At 59.1% G+C, this 23,755-nt stretch carries 17 protein-coding genes; 5 read left to right on the top strand and 12 right to left on the bottom strand.

The genetic code is table 11. From position 1 onward, the window contains the following. The first annotated feature begins 48 nt into the window (after positions 1 to 48). Together ubiD and WG78_RS06855 are read left to right on the top strand one after the other, a co-directional pair. Positions 49 to 1,533 (top strand): 4-hydroxy-3-polyprenylbenzoate decarboxylase, encoded by a 1,485-nt coding sequence (gene ubiD, locus WG78_RS06860; protein WP_053937071.1) that lies wholly within the window; start codon positions 49 to 51, stop codon positions 1,531 to 1,533. 98 nt (positions 1,534 to 1,631) lie between these two features. Continuing rightward, positions 1,632 to 2,486 carry a CheR family methyltransferase gene (locus WG78_RS06855; protein ID WP_053937070.1) on the top strand — a complete coding sequence of 285 codons (855 nt, stop codon included), beginning with the start codon at positions 1,632 to 1,634 and terminating at the stop codon, positions 2,484 to 2,486. Positions 2,487 to 2,499: 13 nt separating this feature from the next. On the opposite strand, the gene WG78_RS06850 is transcribed toward WG78_RS06855, so the two are convergent. Together WG78_RS06850 and mdtD are read right to left on the bottom strand one after the other, a co-directional pair. Further along, positions 2,500 to 3,051: a DJ-1 family glyoxalase III gene (locus WG78_RS06850; RefSeq protein WP_053937069.1), complete on the bottom strand. Its 552-nt coding sequence runs from the start codon at positions 3,049 to 3,051 to the stop codon at positions 2,500 to 2,502. A 42-nt stretch (positions 3,052 to 3,093) separates the two neighbouring features. Next, positions 3,094 to 4,536 (bottom strand): multidrug transporter subunit MdtD, encoded by a 1,443-nt coding sequence (mdtD, locus tag WG78_RS06845; protein WP_053937068.1) that lies wholly within the window; start codon positions 4,534 to 4,536, stop codon positions 3,094 to 3,096. A 227-nt stretch (positions 4,537 to 4,763) separates the two neighbouring features. Between mdtD and WG78_RS06840 the strand changes: the two genes are divergently transcribed. Beyond that, a complete protein-coding gene (locus WG78_RS06840; RefSeq protein ID WP_053937067.1) occupies positions 4,764 to 7,736 on the top strand; it encodes an autotransporter family protein in 2,973 nt (990 codons plus the stop codon). A 108-nt stretch (positions 7,737 to 7,844) separates the two neighbouring features. Here WG78_RS06840 and WG78_RS06835 read toward each other — a convergent pair whose 3' ends face one another. The 10 genes from WG78_RS06835 to ppsR (WG78_RS06790) form a co-directional block, all read right to left on the bottom strand. Then, positions 7,845 to 8,831: a Ca2+-dependent phosphoinositide-specific phospholipase C gene (locus WG78_RS06835; RefSeq protein ID WP_053937066.1), complete on the bottom strand. Its 987-nt coding sequence runs from the start codon at positions 8,829 to 8,831 to the stop codon at positions 7,845 to 7,847. A 220-nt stretch (positions 8,832 to 9,051) separates the two neighbouring features. Further along, positions 9,052 to 10,287, bottom strand: a complete 1,236-nt coding sequence (gene lysA, locus WG78_RS06830; protein WP_053937065.1) for a diaminopimelate decarboxylase — start codon at positions 10,285 to 10,287, stop codon at positions 9,052 to 9,054. Between the two features lie 121 nt (positions 10,288 to 10,408). Then, the gene (locus WG78_RS06825) at positions 10,409 to 12,145 is read right to left on the bottom strand and encodes a sensor domain-containing diguanylate cyclase (protein ID WP_053937064.1); all 1,737 of its coding nucleotides are present in this window, start codon (positions 12,143 to 12,145) and stop codon (positions 10,409 to 10,411) included. Positions 12,146 to 12,273: 128 nt separating this feature from the next. Beyond that, positions 12,274 to 14,844, bottom strand: coding sequence for a [protein-PII] uridylyltransferase (locus WG78_RS06820; protein ID WP_053937063.1), 2,571 nt, complete (start codon positions 14,842 to 14,844; stop codon positions 12,274 to 12,276). Between the two features lie 10 nt (positions 14,845 to 14,854). Then, a complete protein-coding gene (map, locus tag WG78_RS06815) occupies positions 14,855 to 15,664 on the bottom strand; it encodes a type I methionyl aminopeptidase (protein WP_053937062.1) in 810 nt (269 codons plus the stop codon). Positions 15,665 to 15,805: 141 nt separating this feature from the next. After that, a complete protein-coding gene (gene minE / locus WG78_RS06810; RefSeq protein ID WP_053937061.1) occupies positions 15,806 to 16,066 on the bottom strand; it encodes a cell division topological specificity factor MinE in 261 nt (86 codons plus the stop codon). A gap of 3 nt (positions 16,067 to 16,069) precedes the next feature. Beyond that, positions 16,070 to 16,879, bottom strand: coding sequence for a septum site-determining protein MinD (minD, locus tag WG78_RS06805; protein WP_053937060.1), 810 nt, complete (start codon positions 16,877 to 16,879; stop codon positions 16,070 to 16,072). 45 nt (positions 16,880 to 16,924) lie between these two features. Further along, positions 16,925 to 17,662 (bottom strand): septum site-determining protein MinC, encoded by a 738-nt coding sequence (gene minC / locus WG78_RS06800; RefSeq protein ID WP_053937059.1) that lies wholly within the window; start codon positions 17,660 to 17,662, stop codon positions 16,925 to 16,927. A gap of 125 nt (positions 17,663 to 17,787) precedes the next feature. Further along, positions 17,788 to 18,606, bottom strand: coding sequence for a posphoenolpyruvate synthetase regulatory kinase/phosphorylase PpsR (ppsR, locus tag WG78_RS06795; protein WP_053937058.1), 819 nt, complete (start codon positions 18,604 to 18,606; stop codon positions 17,788 to 17,790). A 35-nt stretch (positions 18,607 to 18,641) separates the two neighbouring features. Beyond that, entirely contained in the window at positions 18,642 to 19,460 is an 819-nt protein-coding gene (gene ppsR, locus WG78_RS06790) for a posphoenolpyruvate synthetase regulatory kinase/phosphorylase PpsR (RefSeq protein WP_053937057.1), read from the bottom strand. Positions 19,461 to 19,823: 363 nt separating this feature from the next. On the opposite strand from ppsR (WG78_RS06790), the gene ppsA reads away from it, so the two are divergent. Both ppsA and WG78_RS06780 read left to right on the top strand, forming a co-directional pair. Beyond that, positions 19,824 to 22,250: a phosphoenolpyruvate synthase gene (gene ppsA / locus WG78_RS06785; RefSeq protein WP_083458835.1), complete on the top strand. Its 2,427-nt coding sequence runs from the start codon at positions 19,824 to 19,826 to the stop codon at positions 22,248 to 22,250. Between the two features lie 117 nt (positions 22,251 to 22,367). Then, positions 22,368 to 23,570, top strand: a complete 1,203-nt coding sequence (locus tag WG78_RS06780) for an aspartate aminotransferase family protein (protein WP_053937056.1) — start codon at positions 22,368 to 22,370, stop codon at positions 23,568 to 23,570. Positions 23,571 to 23,755: the final 185 nt, after the last annotated feature.

Below are 23,755 nucleotides of genomic sequence, written 5' to 3'. Positions count from 1 at the left end.
CCTCTGGTGTTGGTCGTATCAAACCTCATCTTTGTCCGACGGAATCTCATGCAATACCGCGATCTGCGCGACTTTATGGCGCAACTGGAGAAGCTGGGCGAACTCAAGCACGTTAGCGTGCCGGTCTCGCCTTATCTCGAAATGACCGAAATCTGCGATCGCACCTTGCGTGCGGGCGGCCCGGCCATCGTGTTCGACAATGTGCCCGGCAGCACGATGCCGGTGCTGGGCAATCTGTTTGGCACGCCGCGCCGGGTGGCGTTGGGCATGGGCGCGGATCAGGTCAGCGCACTGCGCGAGATCGGCAAGACGCTGGCCTACCTCAAAGAGCCGGAGCCGCCCAAAGGGCTGCGCGACGCGTGGGACAAACTGCCACTGTTGAAGCAGGTGCTGAATATGGCGCCCAAAGTAGTGGGCAAGGGCGCTTGCCAGCAAAACGTGATTGAAGGCCCGGATGTCGATCTGGCCGCGATCCCGGTGCAGCATTGCTGGCCCGGCGATGTGGCGCCGCTGATTACCTGGGGTCTGGTGGTCACGCGGGGGCCCGAGAAAAAACGGCAGAACCTGGGCATCTATCGCCAGCAGGTGATAGGCCGCAACAAAGTCATCATGCGTTGGCTGGCGCATCGCGGCGGTGCGCTGGATTTTCGCGAACATGCCAGACGCAACCCCGGCCAGCCGTATCCGGTGGCGGTGGTGCTCGGGTGCGACCCGGCCACCATCCTCGGTGCGGTCACGCCGGTGCCCGATAGCCTCAGCGAATATCAATTTGCCGGCTTGTTACGCGGCAGCAAGACCGAGCTGGTCAAATGCATCGGCAGCGATCTGCAAGTGCCCGCATCGGCTGAGATTGTGCTCGAAGGCCATATCAACCCCGATGCCAATCACCCCAGTGGCTTTGAGCACGCGCTCGAAGGCCCGTATGGTGATCACACCGGCTACTACAACGAGCAGGATTATTTTCCGGTCTTTACCATCGACCGCATCACGCAACGCGACAACCCGATCTATCACAGCACCTACACCGGCAAGCCGCCCGATGAGCCGGCCGTGCTGGGTGTAGCGTTGAATGAAGTGTTCGTGCCGATCCTGCAAAAGCAGTTTCCCGAAATCGTCGACTTTTATCTGCCGCCCGAAGGCTGCAGCTATCGCATGGCGGTGGTGTCGATCCGCAAACAATATCCGGGCCATGCCAAGCGCATTCTGTTTGGCGTGTGGTCGTTCCTGCGCCAGTTTATGTACACCAAATTCATCGTGGTGGTGGACGAGGACGTCGATGCGCGCGACTGGAAAGAGGTGATCTGGGCCATCACCACGCGCATGGACCCGGTGCGCGATGTCACGCTGGTGGAAAACACGCCGATCGATTATCTGGATTTTGCCTCGCCGATCAGTGGCCTGGGCGGCAAGATGGGCCTCGATGCCACCAACAAATGGGCGGGAGAAACCACGCGCGAATGGGGCCGCACCATCGATAAAGACGCGGCCACCGTGGCTCGCGTGGACGCCATGTGGGATCAGCTGGGGCTTTAGTCAGCGCGGCTTGGGCCCGCAGCCCAGGCGCGCTACCAGCTTGACACTACCCTATGCCAAATGAGTAGATAAGCGGATTCTGACCAGGTGCCCACAACATGCTGAATGCTTCGCAGCGCGAGTTCGTTTTCACCGAACAGGACTTCGAGAAAGTCCGCAAGATGATCTACAACTATGCCGGTATCGCGCTGACGCCGGCCAAGCACGACATGGTGTACGGCCGCCTGGCCAAGCGTTTACGCGCACTGGGTTTGCGCTCGTTCAATGAATACCTGGCGGTGCTGGAACGTGGCGACAGCAAGGAATTCGAGCTGTTTACCAATTCGCTGACCACCAACCTGACGTCGTTTTTCCGCGAATCACATCATTTTCCGATGCTGGCCGAGCATTTGAAGGCCAATCGCAGCGCAGGTGTGCTCAACGTGTGGTGCTCAGCCTCCAGCACCGGTGAAGAGCCGTATTCGATTGCAATCACCGCCTGCGAAGCACTGGACAGCCTGCGCCCGCCGGTCAAGATCATCGCCACCGATCTCGATACCAACGTGCTGGAAACCGCCAAACGCGGCATCTACAACGGTGACGAAGTCGAAAAGATGGATAGCGCGCGCGTACGCCGCTTTTTTGATCGCTTGCCCGATGGCAACTATCAGGCCAAGCAGGAACTGCGCGACATGATCGTGTTCCGCAAGCTCAATCTGGTGGAAACCAACTGGTCAGTGCGCGGCCCGTTTGATGCCATTTTCTGCCGCAATGTGATGATTTATTTCGATAAACCAACGCAGCTTAATATCCTGCGCCGGTTTGCGCCGTTGCTGAAAAACAATGGGCTGTTGTTTGTCGGCCATTCCGAGAATCTGTATCACGCCGCCGAATACTTTAAATTGCGCAGCAAGACTGTTTACGAGTTGAGCAAGCCTGCCGCGGCCGCGCCGACCAATCCGTACGCGCGCTAAACCGCAGCAATCCTCACAGATACAGCATCGCGCGGCCCACTTGATGGGCCGCGTTGTCTTTGCCCAGCAGCCGCACCAGCTCCAGCGCAAACAAAGCCGCCGTGCCCGCGCCGCGCGATGTGGTAATCAGCCCGTCGCTGACCACGTTATACGGCGAGACGATGGCGCCCGCTTCGGCCAGCAACGATTCAAAGCCCGGAAAACACGTCGCCTTTTTGCCCTGCAACAAACCAGCCTTGGCCAACACCTTGGGCGCGGCGCAAATGGCCGCTACCGGCCGACTGGCCGCAATCTGCTCGCGCAAACGCTGTTGCAAAGGCGCGTGCTGCAACATCACATTCGCGCCCGGGCCACCGGGCAACACAATCAAGGTGGGCGTTTCCACGGCGGCCTCGGCAAAAGTCAGATCCACCTGCAGCGTCATCTGGTGCGATCCGGTCACCGCCAGGTCTTCGTTCAGCGATACCAGCAGCGTTTCGATTTCGGCGCGCCGCAGGATGTCGACGGTGGTCACCAGTTCAACTTCTTCAAAACCTGCGGCGGCGTAAACGTGGACCTGAGTCATGCTGGTTCTCCTGGATATGGGCGGGCGCGGCATACCGCCCGCCTAAAGATGATCGCCCACCTGCTGGCCCGGTGGCGGCACTTCGGTTTGCACTTTGCCCGATGTGGGCGGCAATTGCAGAAAGATGCCCGCCGCCAGCATCGCCATCACGCCGACGCACATAAAGGTGTAGTGGAACGATTGCAGCAGCTGCGGCTGGGTTGGGTGCACATATTCATTGGCAAAGCCCGCCAGCAGCGCTGCAGCGGCCGCCACGCCCAGGCTGACCGACAGTTGCATCACCACCGACAATAAACTGTTGCCGGAACTGGCATCCACGTCGCTCAGGTCAATCAAGGTAACGGTATTCATCGCCGTAAACTGCATCGAATTGACCGCGCCAAAAATCGCCAGATGCAGCAGCAACATCGGGTAGGCGGTGTCGCTGCTGATGGTGGCAAAGCTGATCATCAGACAGCCCAGCAACAGCGTATTGCCGGTTAGCAGCAGGCGATAACCCAGGCGCTCGATCAGGGGTTTGGCAATGGCTTTGGCAAACATGGCCGATGCCGCCACCGGGATCATGGTCATGCCCGCTTTCGAGGGCGAATAGGCCAGTCCCACCTGCAACAACAGCGGCATCAAGAATGGCATTGCGCCGCTGCCCAGGCGTGCAAACAGATTGCCCAGGATGCCCACCGCGTAGGTATGCGTGTGGAACAACTGCAGCCGGAAAATGGGATGTTCGTTGCGCGCCGCATGTAGCCAATAGGCCGCTAGGCACGCCAGCCCGGCCATCAACAACAGCATCACGCGCGCGTGCGCCAGATGCAGTTCGCCCAGACCTTCCAGCGCCACCGAGATCAGCACCATCGCCGCACCAAAGAATACAAAGCCCATGCTATCGAAACGCGACATTGCACCCGGCGCGGCGCGTAAGTCGGGCATAAACTTCCAGGTGGCGGCACAGCCGACAATGCCCACCGGAATATTGATCAGAAAAATCCAGTGCCACGACGCGTATTCCACCAACCAGCCGCCTAGCGTCGGCCCCACCAGTGGCCCCACCATGCCCGGCAAAGTCACAAAGCTCAGCACTTCCACTAGCCGGGCGCGCGGATAGGCACGCAAGATCACCAGCCGTCCCACCGGCACCATCAGCGCCCCGCCCAGGCCTTGCACAATGCGCGCCAATACCAGCGTGGTCAGCGTCGGCGCTTGCGCACAGAACAGAGAGCCCAGGCTAAACAGCAAGATCGCGCTAAAAAACACGCGGCGCGTGCCAAAGCGGTCGGCAATCCAGCCTGAGGCCGGTATCAACAAAGCCACCGTCAACAAATAGGCAATGACCACGGACTGCATGCGCAGCGGGCTTTCGTTAAGGCTGGCGGCCATGGCGGGCAGGGCGGTGTTAAGTATGGTTCCGTCTAACATCTGCATGAAAAACGCGATGGCGACGATCCAGGGCAGCAAGCGGGCGGTACGCGCATCCATTTCGGCGGGCATGGCGATCCTGTTGTTGTTAAGGGTGGTGGATTGATCTTAGCGGGCGCAGCCAAAGCCAGCGACTATCAAACGGACCAGGCGCGCGACCGCGTGTTCCGTATTGGCGCGATGTATCGCGTGTCACGTCAGCGCGCCGCACTGTAGCGTGCGTGTAACGCTGTAATGCGGGCGTCATAACGGCCTTGCAGACTTCCGCCCTTCCACGCGGAGCTTACAGGCCACACATAATGAAAAAACTGATCGTGTTGTTGGGTGTACTGACGGTAGAAAATGCGGCGCTGGCCGCTGGCTCGTTTGATGTCCTCACGGGGCAAACGCTAGGCACAGCGCAGGCTTTGGCGGCGGGCCAGACCGGCGTGGTGGAGCAAGGCGGAACGCTAACGCTGGGTGGAGCCACCGTGGCCGTCACCGTAACCGGCAATGCCACCATCACCAACAGCGGCAGCATCACCCAGACCGGCACGGGCCGCGGCATCCGCGATAACACCGGCGGCTTGACACTCACCGTCAACAATCTGGCGGGTGCCCTCATCAGTGCGTTTGATGGCGACGTGATCCAGATGAACAAAGCCAACAGCAATATCTATTTTAATAACTACGGCACGCTGACCTCGACCAACAACTCGGCCGGGGGCTCGCAAGCTATCGACTTTGCCGCCATCACCACCGGCGTTAACCAGCTGCACAATTACGCCACCGGCATCATCACCGCCAATGAAGCCGATGCGGTGCGCCCCGGCGTTAACGGCGTGGTGATCAACGAGGGCCTGATCAAATCGACGCGCAACGCGGGCAGCACCAGTGGCACCGATGGCATTGATGCGCAAACCAACAGCGGCATCAGCATTAGCAATAGCGGCACGGTGGAAGGCGCGCGGCATGGCATTACCGGTGGCCCCGACGCCAGCACCAGTACGGGCGCGTTCGCGCTCAGCATCGTTAACCAGGCGGGCGGCGTAATCACCGGGGCCAATGGCTCCGGCATTAACGTGGATGGCGTTAACGCGCTGGAAGTCGTCACCATCAACAACGCGGGCAGCATTACCGGCAACGGCCTGGCGGCGGATGGTGATGGCGTGGATGTAGACGGCCTGGTCAACCTGACCAACAGCGGCATCATCAAATCCACCCAGGCCAATGGCGATGTCAGCGAGGGTGTGACCGTGGGCGGCGGCAGCATCGTCAACAGCGGCACCATCGAAGGCGACAACATCAACGGCGGCATCGGTCGCGGCATTACCCTGGCGGGCCTCGATAAAGACCCAATCACCAGCGCCACTATTCCGGTACAGGGCATTTATGCCGATACCACGATCACCAACAGCGGTTTGATCAAAGGTCAGACCGATTCCGCCATCGCCATGACCGGCGCCAACAGCGGCTTTACCGTCACCATCAACAACCAGGCCGGCGGTACGCTGGAAGGCGGCGGCAGCGCGGCGGTGGTGGCGGCCGGTGCGCAAACCACGCATCTGATCAATGCGGGCGTGATCAAAGCCGATGGCACCGGCAAAGCGGTGGACTTTGGCAGCAGCGACAGCAGCCTGCAGATTGTGGGCGGCGCAGCCAGCATCAGTGGCGATCTGGATGGCGGCAGTGGCAACAGCACGCTCAGCATCGTGCCGGGCGCAGGCAATTCGTTTGTTTATGCGGATAACATCAGTCGCTTTGCCAGCCTGAGCGTGGGCGCCGGCACCACCATTCTGGATGGCAACACCCAGATCGCCGGCCTGACCAGCGTCAGCGGCGGCGTGCTGCAGATTGGCGATGCCAGCCATGCCAGCGCGGTGCTCGCCGGGAATGTGCAAGTGGCCGCGGACGGCACACTGGGCGGCCACGGTAGCGTGGTGGGCAATGTCATCAACGCAGGCATCGTGCGGCCCGGCGGTTCGATCGGCACGCTGACCATCAACGGCAACTATAGCCAGAGCGCCAGCGGTACCTTGCTGATTGATGTCAGCCCCAGCGGCGCATCCCAACTGAAGGTCAACGGCGCCGCCAACCTGGGCGGCACGCTGCAATTGCTGTACGGCCCGGGCACCTACACCGCAAGTACGTTTAACGTGCTCAGCGCCAACAGCGTGAGCGGCAGCTTTGCGAATGTCAGCAGCAATGTGCCGACCGGCATGACGCAAAGCGTGGCGGTCAGTGGCACGGGCGTAAACCTGGTGCTGCAAGGCGCGGCGACGGCGACACCGACGCCGGCCCCCACGCCAACCCCCAGCCCTGCGCCCAGCCCGGCCCCAGCGCCGACGCCGGTGGTCATCGCCCCCACCAACGCCAATCTGTTCGGCGCAATGGCCTCATCCAGCTTGCTGCAAACCCAACGATTGGCCGATGCCGTGCTACAAGCGCGCCATGCATCGGGCGCACCGGGTGAAGTGAACGGCTGGATGCAGGCCGAAGGTCAGAACGTGCGCACCGATGCCAATAGCGGCGCGCCCGGCTACAAGGATGAGCACTTTGGTCTGATCGCGGGCGCGGATACGCAAAAAGGCGGCTGGACGCTGGGCGACGCCATCAGCTACGGCCATTCACGCGTCGAAGAAAACGACACCGGCAATAGCGGCAAGATCGATACGCTGGCGCTGACGGGCTACGCGCAAACCGATACCGCCAGCGGCGTGCAACTGGCGGGCACGCTGGGCGCGGGCTACAGCTGGTTATCCAGCACGCGCCAGTTTGCCACGCTGGGCAATGCCACCGCCGACGCTCATGCCTATACCTTGGGCGGCGCGCTGCAAGCCGGTTTGCCTTCCGCCTTAACCGCCGCGTGGACGCTGACGCCGCGGCTGGGCGCACGCTATGCGCTGTACCACGGCCAGGCCTTTAGCGAGAGCGGCCCCACCAGCCAGAACCTGAATGTGCAAGCGGCCACGCTGCACAGCATGCAGCCGTTTGCCGGCATCGCCATTAACTACGCTGCCGGCGAGGGTAGCCGCAAGGCGCAATTGCAAGCCAGTCTGGATTACGCCTATGAAACCGGCAGCGCGTCGCGTGCAATGACGGTGGCGTCGCAAGATGGCACGCGCTTTGTGATTCCCGGTACTGAAACCGAGCGCGGCCTGGTCACCGCAGGCATCGGCATTCAATATCCGCTGGGCGCGGCGCTGGATGTGTATCTCAATTACCAGGGCATTGTTAAAACCGGCAATGTGGCGGCAAATGCGGCCAATGCGGGGCTTAAATATCGCTTTTGATCGATCCGCCCAAACGGGCAATCCCGATAAAAAACCCCGGCCATTTATTTGGCCGGGGTTTTTTTATTGAGCCCGGCTCAACGCGGGCGGTCATGCTCATCCAGTTGTTTAAAACGGCCGGATACGATAGCCATTGCCGTCTTTATTGCTGGCAAAATCGTAATACGCCGATAAATGAATCTGCTCGCCGATATGTTGGGTAAACGAAACGCCATCATCGCCATAAACCCGGCCCAGATGCCCGGCCGCATTGGTTTGCACTGCCCACGCTTTGTCGCCGTTGCTCATATTGTTCATCGCCACCCAGGCGGACGCCTGCGCCGACATGCCGCTGACCGTGCCATTGATATCATTCTGGCCATTCGTTACTGGCGAGATAAAGATTTTGGCATTGGCGCCACGCGCTTCAGCGTATTCGGACAAGCGCTGGTTTTCGGTGTGATTAAGCACCAGCAGAATCTTGCCCGCCAATACATTGGGCGTCGGCCAGGTTTTGCCCGCGATATCGGTTTGCAATGCTTTACTGCTGCCGACGTAATTGGCTAAATCAGCCGGGGTAAACAGCGCATTGCCAAAGATATTGCCCACCAGTTCATCCAGATCGGCCGGCGTGCGTTGCGAACTGGCTTTGGACCAGCCTTGTTTTTTATCCAGAATGACGGTGATAGGAAAATGCCCGGCATTGGCATCGCTCCACGCCTTGATATCGTTAAGGCAAGCGGCCAGATCGTTTTTGCCGCTGCCGTCGCCCGTGCAATTATTGTCATTGCCAGACTGGAATAGGGTGCCCGCATCGTGGCGCACAAACCAGTGTTTGGCGGAGCCACCCGAAACCGCATCCTGCTGATCCCAAAAATCGACCTCGATGGTACGCACACTCTCGAATACCGATTTGAATACGCCGACATATTGTTTTTGATAACAATTATGGCAGGCCACCTGGGCGATTTTATTCAACGGCGTATTCCACACCGTTGGCGCAATAAATGCCGCATTGGCATCGGCGGCCATGGCCGGCGCGGTAGCAAATAAAGGGTTGAGCAATAGCGCGATGGCGATGGCTTTGCTGAGATTAACCCGCTTGTTTCGCTTCATATCCTGCACTCCGTCAATTTATAAGAAGGTGCGGACGCGGCAGGGCCGTTGGCAGACGGCCCCAGCACGTTGCAGCGCGAGCATGCGAGCGCGATATGACGGAAATCCGGCAGCGGAAATGAAGTTATCGTTGCAGTGTGTTACGTGACGGGTACGCGACGACAATAAAAAAAAGGACGTCCGTAGACGTCCTTGTTTAATCAACGCGGCAATGGCGCACTCAATCTTCCAGTGCCAGCAATTCGGCCAGTGTCTGGCGCCGGCGAATGATTTTGAATTGTTCGCCATCCACCATCACTTCGGGCACCAAGGGGCGCGAATTGTAATTGGACGACATCGAAGCGCCATAAGCGCCCGCGTCGTGGAACACCGCCAGATCGCCCACTTGCGCTTGCGGCAAGACATGCGGATCGAGAATGCCATCGGCTTTTTGCGTAAACACATCGCCCGATTCGCACAACGGGCCCGCGACGACGGTGGAGATGGGTTCGCCAGCAATCTCGCTACCATCGGCATGCACAAAGCTGATCTCGTGATAAGCGCCGTACATGGCCGGGCGCATCAGATCGTTAAAGCCGGCGTCCACCAGTGTGTAATGCATGCTGCCTGCGGTTTTGGCGGCGCGCACTTCGGCCAGCAGCTTGCCCGCTTCGGCCACGATAAAGCGACCCGGCTCGATTTCCAGATGCACTTTATGCCCGACGATGGCCTCGATCTGTTTGCGCGCGGCATCCCACACGGCAAAGTAATGCGCGGTGTCGACGCGCGTCTCGTCATCGGCGCGATACGGAATTGATAAACCGCCACCGGTAGAAATGGCGCGGATATCGTGGCCGGACTGGCGCACTTGCTCGACCATGGCGTCGCACACGCGGTTTAAATGGCTGTAATCCACGCCCGAGCCAATATGCATATGCAGGCCCACCAGATCCAGTCGGTACTGCTTGACCAGCTCGATGGCCGCGCCCAGTTGTTCAAACCAGATGCCGTGTTTGCTGAATTCGCCACCGGTATTGGTTTTGCGGCTGTGGCCGTGGCCGAAGCCCGGGTTGATGCGCAGCCACACGCGATGGCCGGGGCTGACTTCGCCCAACTGCTTCAACATGTCGGGCGAACCGGCGTTAACCGGCACTTTCAGTTCCACCACGCGCGCCAGCGTGGCACGGTCGAGAATATCGGCGGTAAACACCACCGGGCTCGGTTCTCCGCCCACGTTGTAACCCGCAGCCAGAGCGCGCTCCAGTTCGCCAAGCGAAACCGAATCCACCATCACGCCTTCGGCTTTTAACAAGCGCAGCAAATGGGTATTGGAATTGGCTTTCTGGGCAAAGCGGATCACGTCAAATTGTTTGAGTTCGGCAATGCGCGCGCGGATTACGGCGGCATCGTACACATAACAAGGCGTGCCGACTTGCGCGGCGATACGGGCGAGGAGAGGGCCGTTAAGGGGCTTCATGAAGTCGAGTCCAGATGGCTGATTTATATGGTGTTGTGTAATGTCCGTCGGGCATTTTACACACGAAACCGCCCTGCGCGGGCCTGATAGCCCGCGGCCGCGCTGACGGGGGCCAGTGCGGCTAGCTCTGTGCTTCGTAAATGCGCACCTGGTCGCGGCCGCCGTTTTTGGCGTTATACAGCGCCTGGTCGGCACGGATCAGCGCGTGATCCAGCCCCAGTTCTTGCGGCCACGCGCTGATGCCAAAGCTGGCAGTAAAACTGACCACACCACCGGTGGCCACCGGCACGCGAATTTGCGCGACTTGCTCACGCAAACGTTCGGCCACCAGCTGCGCGCCCTCGACGGCGGTTTCGGGCAATAACAGGGCGAATTCTTCGCCGCCCATGCGCGCCACCAGATCGATTTCGCGCAGGCTGGCCGACACCACATTGGCCAGTTGTCGCAAGGCCTCATCGCCCACGTCGTGGCCGTAGGCATCGTTAATGCGCTTGAAATGGTCGATATCGAACATCACCAACGACAGCGGAGTGCCTGAGCGCGCGGCACGTTTGTATTCCATATCGGCGCGCAGCCAGAATGCACGGCGGTTCAGCAGACCGGTCAGGCTGTCGGTGCTGGCCAGTTCTTCCAGCTGTTTGACCATGCTGGCGCGTTCTTCCAGCGTGGACAGCAAATGCATATTGGCGCGGTCGAGCATATCGGTGCGCGCGTGCACCTGTTCTTCCAGCGCCTGGTTCAGCGTGGCCAGTTTGCTGCGTTCGTCATTCAGACCCGCCACCAGATGGCGCAGCGAGGCGGAGAGTCGCGCCGATTCGCTGTACTGGTTTTCCAGCGGAATTTCGAGGCCGCTTTCGCCTTGTTGCAAACGTTCGGCCGCTTCAGCCAGCCGCAACATCGGCCGCGCAATCGCTTCGGCCAGCCAGGCGCCCAGCAGCGCAAATACCAATGCGCCTATCGCACCCACCACCAGAATGGTCAGTTGCAGACTACGCACCGGCGCAAAGGCGATACGCGTAGGTTGGCGCACCACGATTTTCCAGCCCAAGCCCGCAAAGTTCTGCTCGCCATGCGTCAGCACCAGAGAGGTTAAATAGTCGTTGCCATCGGGCCACGTCACCGGCTCGCCCGCTGCTTCGGCCGTGGGCAGATTGCGCGGCAGTTTCACGGTGGCGGGGTCAACGCCGGGCGGGGCGAGGATGATTTCACCGGACCGATTAAGCACGAAGGTTTCGATGCCCTGGTTGCGCCGGGCGGGCGTAAACACGTTTTGTTCCAGCCCGCGCGCCCACGCCCACGACAGATGCGCGCCCAGCACGCCCAGAAACTGGCCATTCAAATCAAACACGGGCGTGGCGACGTCGACAAAGCGCAGCGGTTCGCCATTGGCTTGCGGGCTGAGCAATTTGGCCAGCAATTTGGCTTCGTGGATGTCGCCGGTAAACAGATCGCGCTTGCCCGCCTGAAACCACGGCCGCTCGGCCACGCTTTTGCCTTCCAGCAAGCCGTGCGTGGCGTATTGCACGATGCCGTCAGGGCTGGCCATGCCGATAAAGGCGTAATTGGGAAAGGTTTGCGCCAGCTTGTCCAGCACGGCGCGGTTGTCGTTTTTGCTGGTGGACGGATCGCGCACCTGGCGCAAGGCGGCGATGATCTGGATATCGCGCACGCGCTGGTTCATGCCGCGATCCAGCTGGTCGCGTAATTGACCGGCCAGTTCGCTGATGGCCTCGCCGATATCTTCGCGCTGGCGCTCGGTGGCCAGATGGCCCAGCACCAGCGACAGGCTCAGCGCCATGATGGCGGAGACCGCGGCAAAGGCAACCATCAACACAGAACGCAGGTTCTTGCGCGGCATGCAACCTCGGGCCAGAAGCTATTTTGAGAAAATGATTGTAATCGGCGGCGTGGCGCTCTGCATGGTCGGCACGCAGAGTGCGCTTACCACGCCACACCGCGCGCCAACGCCATCACGCCAGCACCGTATTACGCCGCTTGTAGCGCCTGCAGAATTTCACCCTCAATCTGCCGCACCGCGCGTTCGTCGCCCAGCACATTGCCCGACACCACAAAGTTATCTTCGGCGCGTTCGCCCAAGGTCATGATCTTGGCGGCGTGGATTTCGAGACGGTGCGTGGCCAGAATCGACGCAATCGCCGACAGCAAACCGGCGCGATCACCTGCCACGATTTCGACGATTGAATAACGCCCACCGCGCTCGTCCGGGCGGATGGATACACCGGGCCGGATCGGGAAATGCTTTTGCTGGCGCGAAATACGGCTACGCCCCGGGCCGCGCAACGGCGCATTTTGCGCAATCTGCGTGGCCAGTTCGTATTCAACATAGCCGATCAGGTCGCGATAGCTTTGCCCGGCGTGGTCCTGGATATACACATAAAAGCTGTCCAGCGCGTAACCATGGCGCGTGGTCTGGATGTGCGCATCAAAAATGCTGTAGCCCGCTTTCTCGAAGAAAGCGCAAATCCGCGCAAACAAGTCAGGCACATCTTTGGTGTACACCAGCACCTGCAAGCCTTCGCCGGTCTCGGACAAGCGCGCACGCACAATGGGCTCGTCGGTGTTCAGTCGCGTAAACAACTGCCGGGTGTGCCAGGCAATCTCGCGCGCTTCGTTGCGCAGAAAGTAGACGGTATCCAGTTGTTTCCAGAAAGCCTCATGCGCATCGGGGCGCAGGCCGTACAGGCGCAGTAAGCGCAGCGCTTCTTCCTGGCGTTCTTCCACCCACGACCGCACGCCGATGTTCTGGCTATTCAGATAGCGTTGGGTGGCTTTGAACAAGTCTTCCAGCAACTTGGCTTTCCACGCATTCCATACCTTGGGGCTGGTGCCGCGGATATCGGCCACGGTCAGCAGATACAAAGCGGTCAGCCGACGCTGGTCGCCCACCCGTTTGGCGAAATCGGCGATGACGTCGGGGTCATACACGTCCTGCTTCTGCGCCACTTGCGACATCACCAGATGTTGCTGCACCAGCCACGGAATCAGCGCGCGATCATCGGGGTGCAGCGGATGCTCGGCACAGAATTTTTCGGCGATCGCTTCGCCCAGCGTGGAGTGATCGCCACCGCGGCCCTTGCCGATATCGTGGAACAGCGCGCTGAGGTACAACGCTTCCGGGCGTTCAAATTCTTCGGTCAGGCGCGAACAGAACGGGTATTCGTGTGTAAACGCCGGCATGGCAAAGCGGCGCAGATTACGCAACACCATCAGTGTGTGTTCGTCCACCGTATAAACGTGGAACAAGTCGTGCTGCATGCGCCCGACGATCTCGCCAAAGCGCGGCAGATAGCGGCCCAGCACGCCGTAGCGGTTCATCGCACGCAGGCTGTGTGTCAGGCCGCGCGGCTGGCGGAACAAATCGATAAACATCGCTTTGTTGGCCGGATCGGCGCGGAAGTCGTCGTCGATCAGCGAACGGGCATGCCATAGCGCGCGCAGCGTCTCGGGGGCGATATCGGTGGCGTAAGGCTGTTGCTCGTATAGCAAAAACAATTCGAGCATCGCCGAGGGGTGTTTTTCAAAGACATCGGGCGCAGCAATTTCCAGCGACGAACCGCGCAACTGAAAGCGCTCGTTCAGCGGCGTAATGTCGGTGCCGATTTGCGAATAGATGCGCGAGCGCAGCGCCTGGACCAGCAACGGCGTCAATTGCCCCACCACGCGCGCGGCCAGATAGTACTGCGCCATCAATTGCTCGCTGGCGCGCTGGCGTTCGTTGTCCACCAGCTTGAAATCACTCGCCAGTTGATGCTGGTAATCCCACAGAATGCGGTCTTCGCGGCGCCGGGCGATCCAGTGCAACTGGATGCGGATGGTGCGCAGCACGCGCTCGGCGTGGCGCAGGCTCTGACTTTCTTCCCGGGTGAGCATGCCCATCGCGGCCAGCTTGCGCCAGTCGTGGCCCAGACCCAACGCACCGGCAATCCAGCCAATCAGATGCAGGTCGCGTAAGCCGCCCGGGGCTTCTTTCAGATTGGGTTCGAGCTTGTAGGTGGCGTTTTCAAACTTGCCGTAGCGTGCTTGTTGCTCCAGCAATTTGGCGTCAAAAAACTCTTTGGGGTCGATATGCTGGTAAACCGCTTCACGGAATTGCGCAAAGCGCGCCGGGTCGCCGGACAAACAGCGGCATTCCAGCAATGCGGTTTGCACGGTGATGTCTTTTTCCGCTTCGCTCAGGCAATCGGCCATGGTGCGCACGCTGTGGCCCACTTCCAGCCCGATATCCCATAATTCGCCGACAAAGATTTCCAGCTTTTCCAGCGCGGCGGCGGAGGGTTGGTCGGGCAGCAGAATCAGCAAATCAATATCGGAATGCGGAAACAATTCACCACGACCATAGCCGCCCACGGCCACCAGCAAGGTGTCGTCGGCAAAGTCGTGGCGCTGCCACAATTCCTGCAAAGTGCGATCGGTTAATTGCGCCAGGGCGCGCAATAGCGGCGCGGCGCGCTGCGGACAACTAAAGCGCTCACGCAACGCGGCTTTTTGCGCAGCGTGATGTTCGCGGATCTGGCCAACGGATCGCAGTTCGCTCATATCGATGTGCTTATCCCAGCAAATATTGCGATGGTTTGTCTTGCACGCCAGCCGAGCGCGTCAGCACCTCGTAGCCGGTTTCGGTGACCAGCACCGTGTGTTCCCACTGCGCCGACAGCGAGCGATCACGCGTGACGATGGTCCAGCCATCGGGCATGGCGCGGATTTCGCGTTTGCCAGCGTTAATCATCGGCTCGATGGTAAAGATCATGCCGGCTTCCAGCGCCATGCCGGTGCCGGCTTTGCCGTAATGCACCACTTGCGGATCTTCATGAAACCGCGTGCCGATGCCGTGGCCACAGAATTCGCGCACCACCGAATAACCGGCTTTCTCGGCATAGCGCTGAATGGCTTCGCCAATATCGCCTAGCGTCGCGCCCGGCTTGACTTGCTCGATGCCGATCCACATGCAATCAAAGGTCACTTGCGACAAGCGCTGCGCATGCGGTGGCACCTTGTCGCCCACCATAAACATGCGGCTGGTGTCGCCGTGATAACCGTCTTTGATGACGGTCACGTCGATATTGAGCGCATCGCCATTCTTCAATGGTTTGTCATTGGGAATGCCGTGGCACACCACGTTATTGATCGAAGTGCAAACGGCCTTGGGGTAGGGCGTATAACCCGGCGGCTGATAATTGAGCGGCGCAGGAATCGTGCCTTGCACGTTTACCATGTATTCATGGCACAGCCGGTCCAGTTCTTCGGTGGTGACGCCCGGTTTGACAAACGGGGTAATGTAATCAAGGACTTCGGCGGCCAGGCGGCCGGCCACGCGCATCCTGGCGATGTCCTCGGCGTTCTTGATGGTGACTGACATATTGATTTTTCCTCGCCCGTCCTGGCATTGCTGCAATTAAACATGCGTTAACAAAAGCATATGGGGACGGCGCGTAAAAAGCACAAAGAGAGGACGGGCCTCTCTTTGTGCTGCATTGTGATGAGAAACAATGCCGTTATTCTAGCGCCGCGCGTGCTCGGGCAACACGATGTTGACTTCGAGTACCTCGAAATCGTCTTTCTTGTCGAGCTGCACTTTGATGTCGTCCGGATTGATCGCCACGTATTTGGAGATGACTTCAATCAACTCGCGTTGCAGTTGCGGCAAATAATCGGGTGCGTCACGACCGGCGCGTTCGTGCGCCAGAATAATCTGCAAACGCTCGCGCGCCACGCTGGCGCTTTTTTTCTTTTCGCCAAAGAAATAGCTGAGGATAGACATGGTTTAGCCTCCGAACAGCCGTTTCCAGAACGGCTGCTTCGGCGCTTCAATAAAGCGCAGCGGTTTTTCTTCACCCAGGAAACGGGCCACCACGTCCTTGTACGCCTCGGACACATCGGTGCCAGCGGAATGAATCGCCGGCGCGCCCGCGTTGGACGCCTGCAGCACTACTTCGGATTCCGGCACCACGCCAATCAGCGAAATGCGCAGCAGATGTTGTACGTCGTCCAGCGACAGCATTTCGCCGCTATCCACCCGCTTGGGCGAATAACGCGTAACCAGCAAATGCGTTTTAACCTGGCCGCCTTCTTCGGCTTTCTTCGATTTGGCATCCAGAATGCCAATAATGCGATCCGAATCGCGCACCGACGAGACTTCCGGGTTAGTAACTACCACGGCTTCATCAGCGAAATACAGCGCCAGGAAAGCGCCGGTTTCGATGCCAGCCGGACTGTCACAGACGATGTAATCAAAACCATCGGCCGCCAGTTCTTCCAGCACTTTTTGCACGCCTTCTTTGGACAGCGCGTCTTTATCGCGCGTTTGCGAGGCGGGCAGGATAAACAGGTTGTCGCTGTTCTTGTCCTTGATCAGCGCCTGGCGCAGCGTGGCTTCGCCCTGAATGACGTTGACGAAGTCATACACCACGCGGCGTTCGCAACCCATGATCAGATCGAGGTTACGCAAACCCACGTCAAAATCGATCACGGCAGTTTTAAAGCCGCGCAATGCCAGGCCGGAGGCAAAACTGGCGCTGGTGGTGGTCTTGCCCACGCCACCTTTGCCGGAAGTGACAACAATGATTTTGGCCACGAATAATCCCTTTTATCTCTGCAGTGTTGGTGTTGGCCTGGACGCTTAAAGCGCCAGTGCTTCTATAACCAGATTGTCTTGATCCAGAAAAACCTGCGCCGGTTTTGATTTGACCGACGCCGGCAATGATTCGTCCAGCGTGCGATACACCCCGGCGATCGACACCAGCTCGGCTTCCAGGCTGGTGGTAAAAATTCTTGCGCTGGTATCGCCGCGTGCGCCAGCCAGGGCACGGCCGCGTAACGGCGCATACACGTGGATATGGCCATCGGCGATCACTTCGGCGCCATTGGACACCAGTGCCAACACCACCAGATCGCTGCCCTTGGCATAAACCTGCTGGCCGGTACGTACCGGGCGGGTAATCACCATGGCGGGCGCGCGCACCGGGGCGGCCTCAGGCGCGGCGACGGGTGCGGGGGCCGGTGCGGGCGTTGCGGCAGCGGCGGCCACCCGCGTTTCTTCATCCAGCAACAACAAGCCGGCTTCTTGCGCGGCGGCTTGTTGCGCGTCGTTGCCACCCAGCGCCATTACCGGCTTGAGCGCGTAATTGCGCAGCACGGCCATCAAGGCACTGACTTCCGCCGCGGTGGGCGTTTGCGGCAACTGGTTGAAATCGAGCGCTACCTGCTCGTTGCTTAACATATGCTCGCGGCCACCCAGGCGCTGTTGCAGCGCGGCGTCCAGCACGGCGACGTCCAGCGTGGCTGGCACAAAGGTCAGCAGTTTTAACCCGCTACTTTTAAATTCGAAAGCGGAGACATCAGAGCGGGCGTTGGACATGTGTAAGCGGCGGCAAGGGGCGAAGGAAACGAAGGCGAGAGTTTAACCCGCGCTGGCTGTAGTCGGAAAGCTGCGGTTGTCAAATGTTGAAAGATTTTGCCGGGGTTTTTTGAGCCCTCGCGCGCCTAATAACAACGCCGCTTCAGCCCGGCCTTGAGCATGATGGTGGTCGACAGCTCTTCGATCGAAAGTCGCGTGGTGTTCAGGTACGGAATATTCTCAGCGAGCATCAGCGTTTCGGCCTGCGCCACTTCGTCCTGGCAGGTTTCCAGCTTGCAATAGTGGCTGTCTGGCTTACGCGAAAAGCGGATTTGCGCCAGCCGTTCTGGCTCGATGGTGATACCAAACAATTTGTGCCGGAATGGCAATAGCGGCTTGGGCAGGGCGTGTTGCGCAAAGTCTTCCGGCGTAAACGGATAATTGGCCGCTTTAATGCCGTATTGCAGCGCCAGATACAGGCAGGTGGGCGTTTTGCCCGAACGCGATACGCCCACCAGAATTACATCGGCATCCTGCAGGTTTTTGGCCATGCCGCCATCGTCATGCGCAGTGGTGAAATTAACCGCATCAATGCGGTTTTTATATTCTTCAAAATTGGCGATGCCATGTACTTTGCCCGCGGTATGGCCGGACGGGCGCTGTAATTCCTGTTCCAGCGGGCCGATAAAGGATTCAAAGAAATCCATCATGAGCGCTTCGGGAATATCAAACAGCTGGCGCAGATGGGCATTGATAAATGTGCTGAATACCAGCGGCCTGCATTGGTCCGTTAGTGCTTGCGCGCGGATTTGCGCCACGGCTTGCTCGGCTTTTTCGGGCGTGTCGATATAGGGCAGCACAATGCGGCGGATGGTTACGTCTTCAAACTGCGTAATCAGGCTATGCGCCAACATTTCTGCGGTAATGGCGGTGCGGCCGGAAACAATAAACGCAGTGCGGGGCATAGGCGGCAAATCCCTGAGGGTAGGCGAGCAATACTTTAAAAGGTGCGGCGCACCAGACCGGCGCGATGCATGATGCTGGTGGCCAGTTCTTCAATGGAGCGCGTGGTTGAGCTGAGATACGGCACGCCCACGTGGCGCATCAAGGCTTCGGCCTCGTTGACTTCAAACTGGCAATTATCAAACTGCGCATATTTGCTGCCTGGTTTGCGTTCTTCGCGGATTTGCGACAGTCGTTCCGGATCGATGGTCAGGCCAAACAATTTGGTGCGATAGGGCAATAGCAGACGCGGCAGCGTGTGCGCGCCAAAGTCTTCAGGCGTCAGCGGGTAATTGGCCGCTTTAATACCGTATTGCAGCGCCAGATATAAACACGTGGGGGTTTTGGCGGAGCGTGATACGCCAATCAGGATAATGTCGGCTTCGTTCAGATCGCGCGGCATGACGCCGTCGTCGTGGCTGATCGTAAAGTTGACGGCATCGATGCGCGCTTTGTATTCCTCAAAATTGCTGATGCCGTGCGATTTGCCCTGGATGTGCGATGACTCGCGGCCCAATTCGCGTTCCAGCGGATCAATAAAGATCTGGAAAAAATCCAGCGTCAGCGCCTCTTCCACGTGAATGATCTTGCGCAGCGTGGCATCCACCATCGTGGAAAACACAATCGGCCGGCATTGATCGGCCGCCGCCTGTTGCCGGATCAGCGTGGCGGTTTCTTCGGCTTTATCCCGGTTGTCGATATACGGCAGGGTAATGCGGCGGAAATTAACGTCGTCAAACTGGGTCAGCAAAGAATGCCCAAGCATTTCGGCGGTAATGCCGGTGCGATCAGACACAAAAAAGGCGGTGCGCGGCATGTACAACGTTCTCCGGTTTGGTCACGCAATGGCACAGGCAAAACAAATCATTCTCGGGATCGCAATCCGGTTCGTCATTGGCGTAATCCTGTAGCTCATCGTTTTATCACATGGCCGCATTACGGCAAGCAAATTCGCAGAATGTGATTAGTTTGCTTACGTCGTTTCCAGTGCTCGGGAGGAGTACCCATGGCGCTGTTTTAAATGCAGAATCAAACGCAAAATCAAAGTCATACAGCGCTGTTGCGGCTTTCCCCATGCGGGATTTTCCTGTAATGGATTTCGCCACTATGCGCTAGCAAGTGTCAGCCTAGAATGGGTCCAACCTGTTTTGCAACGCAACATTTTTTGACGAGGTACGCCATGAACGTCGCTGAGCACCCCGCCGCATCGCAACCCACCGCAACCGCGCCCGACCCCCACGCCCGCGTGATCGATTTTGTGCATCTGCGCATGCATCAGGTCGACCAGGTCGGCGGCAAAAACGCCTCGCTGGGGGAGATGATTTCGCAACTGGCCAATCAGGGTGTGCGCGTACCTGGCGGCTTTGCCACCACAGCCGATGCGTATCGGCAATTTCTGGCGCACGAAAACCTGGCGGGCCGTATCGACGCGGCGTTGCAAGGGCTGGATGTGGATGACGTCAAAGCGCTGGCCGTCGTCGGCAAGCAAATCCGTGAATGGATTGTAGCCACGCCATTTCCGCCGGAACTGGAAAACGAAATTGCCGCGCATTACGCCTTATTGGGCGACGACGCCACGGTCGCCGTGCGCTCTTCGGCCACGGCGGAAGATTTGCCGGATGCCTCGTTTGCCGGCCAGCAAGAAACGTTTTTGAATATCCGCGGCTTTGCCAACATCCTGCACGCCATCAAAGAGGTATTTGCCTCTTTATATAACGATCGCGCCATCGCTTATCGCGTGCATAAAGGCTTTGATCACAAACTGGTGGCGCTGTCGGCTGGTGTGCAACGCATGGTGCGTTCTGATCTGGGCGCGGCGGGTGTGATGTTCTCGATTGATACCGAAACCGGTTTTGATCAGGTGGTGTTTGTGACCGCGTCGTATGGCTTGGGCGAAACGGTGGTGCAGGGCGCGGTGAATCCCGATGAATTCTATGTGCACAAGCCCACATTGAAAGCGGGGCGTCCGGCCATTGTGCGCAAACATCTGGGCGGCAAAGCCATCAAGATGGAATTCGATACCGAAACCGTGGCCGGTAAATCGGTGCGTACGGTGGACGTGCCTTTAGCCGAGCGCCGCCAGTTTTCTTTAACCGATGCCGAGGTGGAAGAGCTGGCCGGCTATGCCGTCACCATTGAGCAACATTATGGCCGTCCCATGGATATTGAATGGGGTCGGGATGGCGTCGATGGCAAGCTGTATATCCTGCAAGCGCGCCCGGAAACGGTTAAATCGCAAGAAAGCGCGGCGGATAAATTAAGCCGCTTCCGTTTGCACGAACGCAGCACGGTATTGACTGAAGGCCGCGCCATTGGCCAGAAAATTGGTTCGGGCAAGGTGCGCATTATTAAAGACGTATCCGAAATGGATCGCGTTGCGCCTGGCGATGTTCTGGTCTCGGATATGACCGACCCCGATTGGGAGCCGGTGATGAAGCGCGCAGCCGCCATTGTCACCAATCGCGGCGGCCGCACCTGCCACGCCGCCATCATCGCGCGTGAACTTGGCATCCCCGCGGTTGTGGGCTGCGGCGACGCCACTCACGTATTGCGCGAAGGCGATGAAGTGACCGTGTCGTGTGCCGAGGGCGATACCGGCAACGTGTATCAGGGCTTGCTGCGGTTTGAACGGGTGGATGTTTCGCTGGAGAAAATGCCCGAATCGCCGGTCAAGCTGATGATGAATGTGGGTAATCCCGATCTGGCATTTGAATTCTGCCAATTGCCCAATGAAGGTGTGGGCCTGGCGCGGCTGGAATTTATTATTAACCGCATGATCGGCGTGCATCCGAAGGCGCTGCTGGCTTATCCCAATCTGCAGCCGGAATTGAAAGCGCAGGTGGAAGAACGCATTGCTGGCTATCGCTCGGCGGTTGATTTCTATGTCGACAAGATTGCTGAGGGCATTGCCACCCTTGCGGCAGCATTCTGGCCGCGTAAAGTAATCGTGCGTTTGTCCGACTTTAAATCGAACGAATACGCCAATCTGATTGGCGGCCCGCAATACGAACCGCATGAAGAAAACCCGATGCTGGGTTTCCGTGGCGCCTCGCGCTATATCGATCCGTCGTTCCGTGATTGCTTTGAGCTGGAATGCCGCGCGGTGAAGAAAGTGCGCGACGTGATGGGGCTGGATAACGTCGAAGTGATGATCCCGTTTGTGCGCACCGTTGCCGAGGCGGAAAAGGTGATCGAATTGCTGGCGCAGAATGGATTGAAACGCGGCGAAAACAATCTGCGCGTAATCATGATGTGCGAGATTCCGTCCAATGCGGTATTGGCGGATCGCTTTCTCGATCATTTTGATGGCTTCTCGATTGGCTCCAACGATATGACGCAATTGACCCTGGGCATTGATCGCGATTCGGGCGGGCCGGTATCCGCGTCGTTTGATGAGCGCAATGACGCGGTGAAAGCGATGTTGAGCATGGCCATCAAAGCCTGCAAAGCGCGCGGCAAATACGTCGGCATTTGCGGCCAGGGCCCGTCTGATCACCCCGATCTGGCGCAATGGCTGGTGGGTGAGGGCATCGAAACCATTTCGCTGAACCCCGACACCGTGGTCGAAACCTGGTTGCTGCTGGCCGGGCAGCAAGTGACGATCTGACCGTAACAGATGGCGCCTGCACGCCGCCCGCACCGATCAGGTGCTGGCGGCGTTTTGATTTGGACGAAGCCTGCTAGAATGCCGGTTTCGTCCCCCTCAGCTTGTAAAGGAACAGCGATGCCGTTCAGCCGCGCCGATTATGATCAATATATGGTTCCCAATTACGCGCCTGCCGCAATCGTGCCGGTACGCGGCGCGGGTAGCCGGGTCTGGGATCAGGCCGGTAAGGAATACATCGATTTCGGCGGTGGCATTGCCGTCAATTCGCTGGGCCATTGCCATCCGGAACTGGTGGCCGCGCTCACCGAGCAAGGCAACAAGCTGTGGCACATCTCGAATGTATTCACCAACGAACCGGCGCTGGCGCTGGCGAAGACGCTGGTGGAGCACACCTTTGCCGAGCGCGTGTTCTTCTGCAATTCGGGCGCGGAAGCCAACGAAGCCGCGCTGAAGCTGGCGCGTCGCGCCAGCATCGAGAAGTACGGTGAGCGTAAAAACAAAGTGCTGTCCGCGCTCAATTCGTTCCACGGCCGCACTTTCTTTACCGTCAGCGTGGGCGGCCAGCCCAAGTATTCCGACGGCTTTGGCCCCAAGCCCGCTGGCATCGAACACTTTAAATACAACGACCTGGCGTCGCTGGAAGCGCTGATCGACGACGACACCGCGTGCGTCATCATCGAACCGATCCAGGGCGAAGGCGGCGTTACCCCGGCCACGCAAGAATTCCTGCAAGGCGTGCGCGCGCTGTGCGACAAGTTCAACGCGCTGCTGATTTTTGATGAAGTGCAAAGCGGCAACGGCCGTACCGGCAGCCTGTACGCCTATATGGATTTCGGCGTGGTGCCGGACATTCTTTCCACGGCCAAGGGCTTGGGCGGCGGTTTTCCGATTGGCGCGATGCTGACCACCGAGAAAGTGGCCAAACATCTGGTGGCCGGTACGCACGGCACCACTTATGGCGGCAATCCGCTGGCCACCGCCGTCGCTGGCACCGCCATCAGCATCATCACACGCCCGGAAACCCTGAGCGGCGTAAAAGCAAAATCCGAACGCATCCGCGCCGGCCTGCAAGCCATTGCCGATAAATACCCGGTCGTGGCTGAAATTCGCGGCATGGGTCTGCTGATTGGCGTGCAGCTGAAAGCCGAATACGCGGGCCGCAGCCGCGATGTGCTGAACGCCGCCGCCGAAGAAGGCGTACTGGTGCTCGCCGCCGGCCCGGACGTGGTGCGCTTCGCGCCATCGCTGGTGATCAGCGACGACGAAATCGACGCTGGCCTGGCTCGTGTGGAAAAGGCGTTTGCGCGGTTGGTGGCGTAACGCCGCAGTGCTTTGGTTCTGAGAATGCCGACCTTCTCGGGTCGGCATTTTTATTTGTGCGCACCAGCGATGCGGTCGAAATGGCTGCGCGCTCAAGCGCTTAAGCCGGATTGAGGCGTGCGCCAACTGGCATTGCCCAGACCAATCGGTACAGATATCAGAACGGAAAACGCATTGTCATCGAC

Origin of the sequence: Amantichitinum ursilacus (assembly GCF_001294205.1) — a bacterium.
Taxonomy (GTDB): Bacteria; Pseudomonadota; Gammaproteobacteria; order Burkholderiales; family Chitinibacteraceae; genus Amantichitinum; species Amantichitinum ursilacus.
This window is presented reverse-complemented; position numbering and strand designations above follow the sequence as displayed.

Coding starts and splice junctions, on each gene's coding strand:
- ubiD (WP_053937071.1), top strand. CDS start 49: ATGCAATACCGCGATCTGCGCGACTTTATGGCGCAACTGGAGAAGCTG.
- WG78_RS06855 (WP_053937070.1), top strand. CDS start 1,632: ATGCTGAATGCTTCGCAGCGCGAGTTCGTTTTCACCGAACAGGACTTC.
- WG78_RS06850 (WP_053937069.1), bottom strand. CDS start 3,051: ATGACTCAGGTCCACGTTTACGCCGCCGCAGGTTTTGAAGAAGTTGAA.
- mdtD (WP_053937068.1), bottom strand. CDS start 4,536: ATGCCCGCCGAAATGGATGCGCGTACCGCCCGCTTGCTGCCCTGGATC.
- WG78_RS06840 (WP_053937067.1), top strand. CDS start 4,764: ATGAAAAAACTGATCGTGTTGTTGGGTGTACTGACGGTAGAAAATGCG.
- WG78_RS06835 (WP_053937066.1), bottom strand. CDS start 8,831: ATGAAGCGAAACAAGCGGGTTAATCTCAGCAAAGCCATCGCCATCGCG.
- lysA (WP_053937065.1), bottom strand. CDS start 10,287: ATGAAGCCCCTTAACGGCCCTCTCCTCGCCCGTATCGCCGCGCAAGTC.
- WG78_RS06825 (WP_053937064.1), bottom strand. CDS start 12,145: ATGCCGCGCAAGAACCTGCGTTCTGTGTTGATGGTTGCCTTTGCCGCG.
- WG78_RS06820 (WP_053937063.1), bottom strand. CDS start 14,844: ATGAGCGAACTGCGATCCGTTGGCCAGATCCGCGAACATCACGCTGCG.
- map (WP_053937062.1), bottom strand. CDS start 15,664: ATGTCAGTCACCATCAAGAACGCCGAGGACATCGCCAGGATGCGCGTG.
- minE (WP_053937061.1), bottom strand. CDS start 16,066: ATGTCTATCCTCAGCTATTTCTTTGGCGAAAAGAAAAAAAGCGCCAGC.
- minC (WP_053937059.1), bottom strand. CDS start 17,662: ATGTCCAACGCCCGCTCTGATGTCTCCGCTTTCGAATTTAAAAGTAGC.
- ppsR (WP_053937058.1), bottom strand. CDS start 18,606: ATGCCCCGCACTGCGTTTATTGTTTCCGGCCGCACCGCCATTACCGCA.
- ppsR (WP_053937057.1), bottom strand. CDS start 19,460: ATGCCGCGCACCGCCTTTTTTGTGTCTGATCGCACCGGCATTACCGCC.
- ppsA (WP_083458835.1), top strand. CDS start 19,824: ATGAACGTCGCTGAGCACCCCGCCGCATCGCAACCCACCGCAACCGCG.
- WG78_RS06780 (WP_053937056.1), top strand. CDS start 22,368: ATGCCGTTCAGCCGCGCCGATTATGATCAATATATGGTTCCCAATTAC.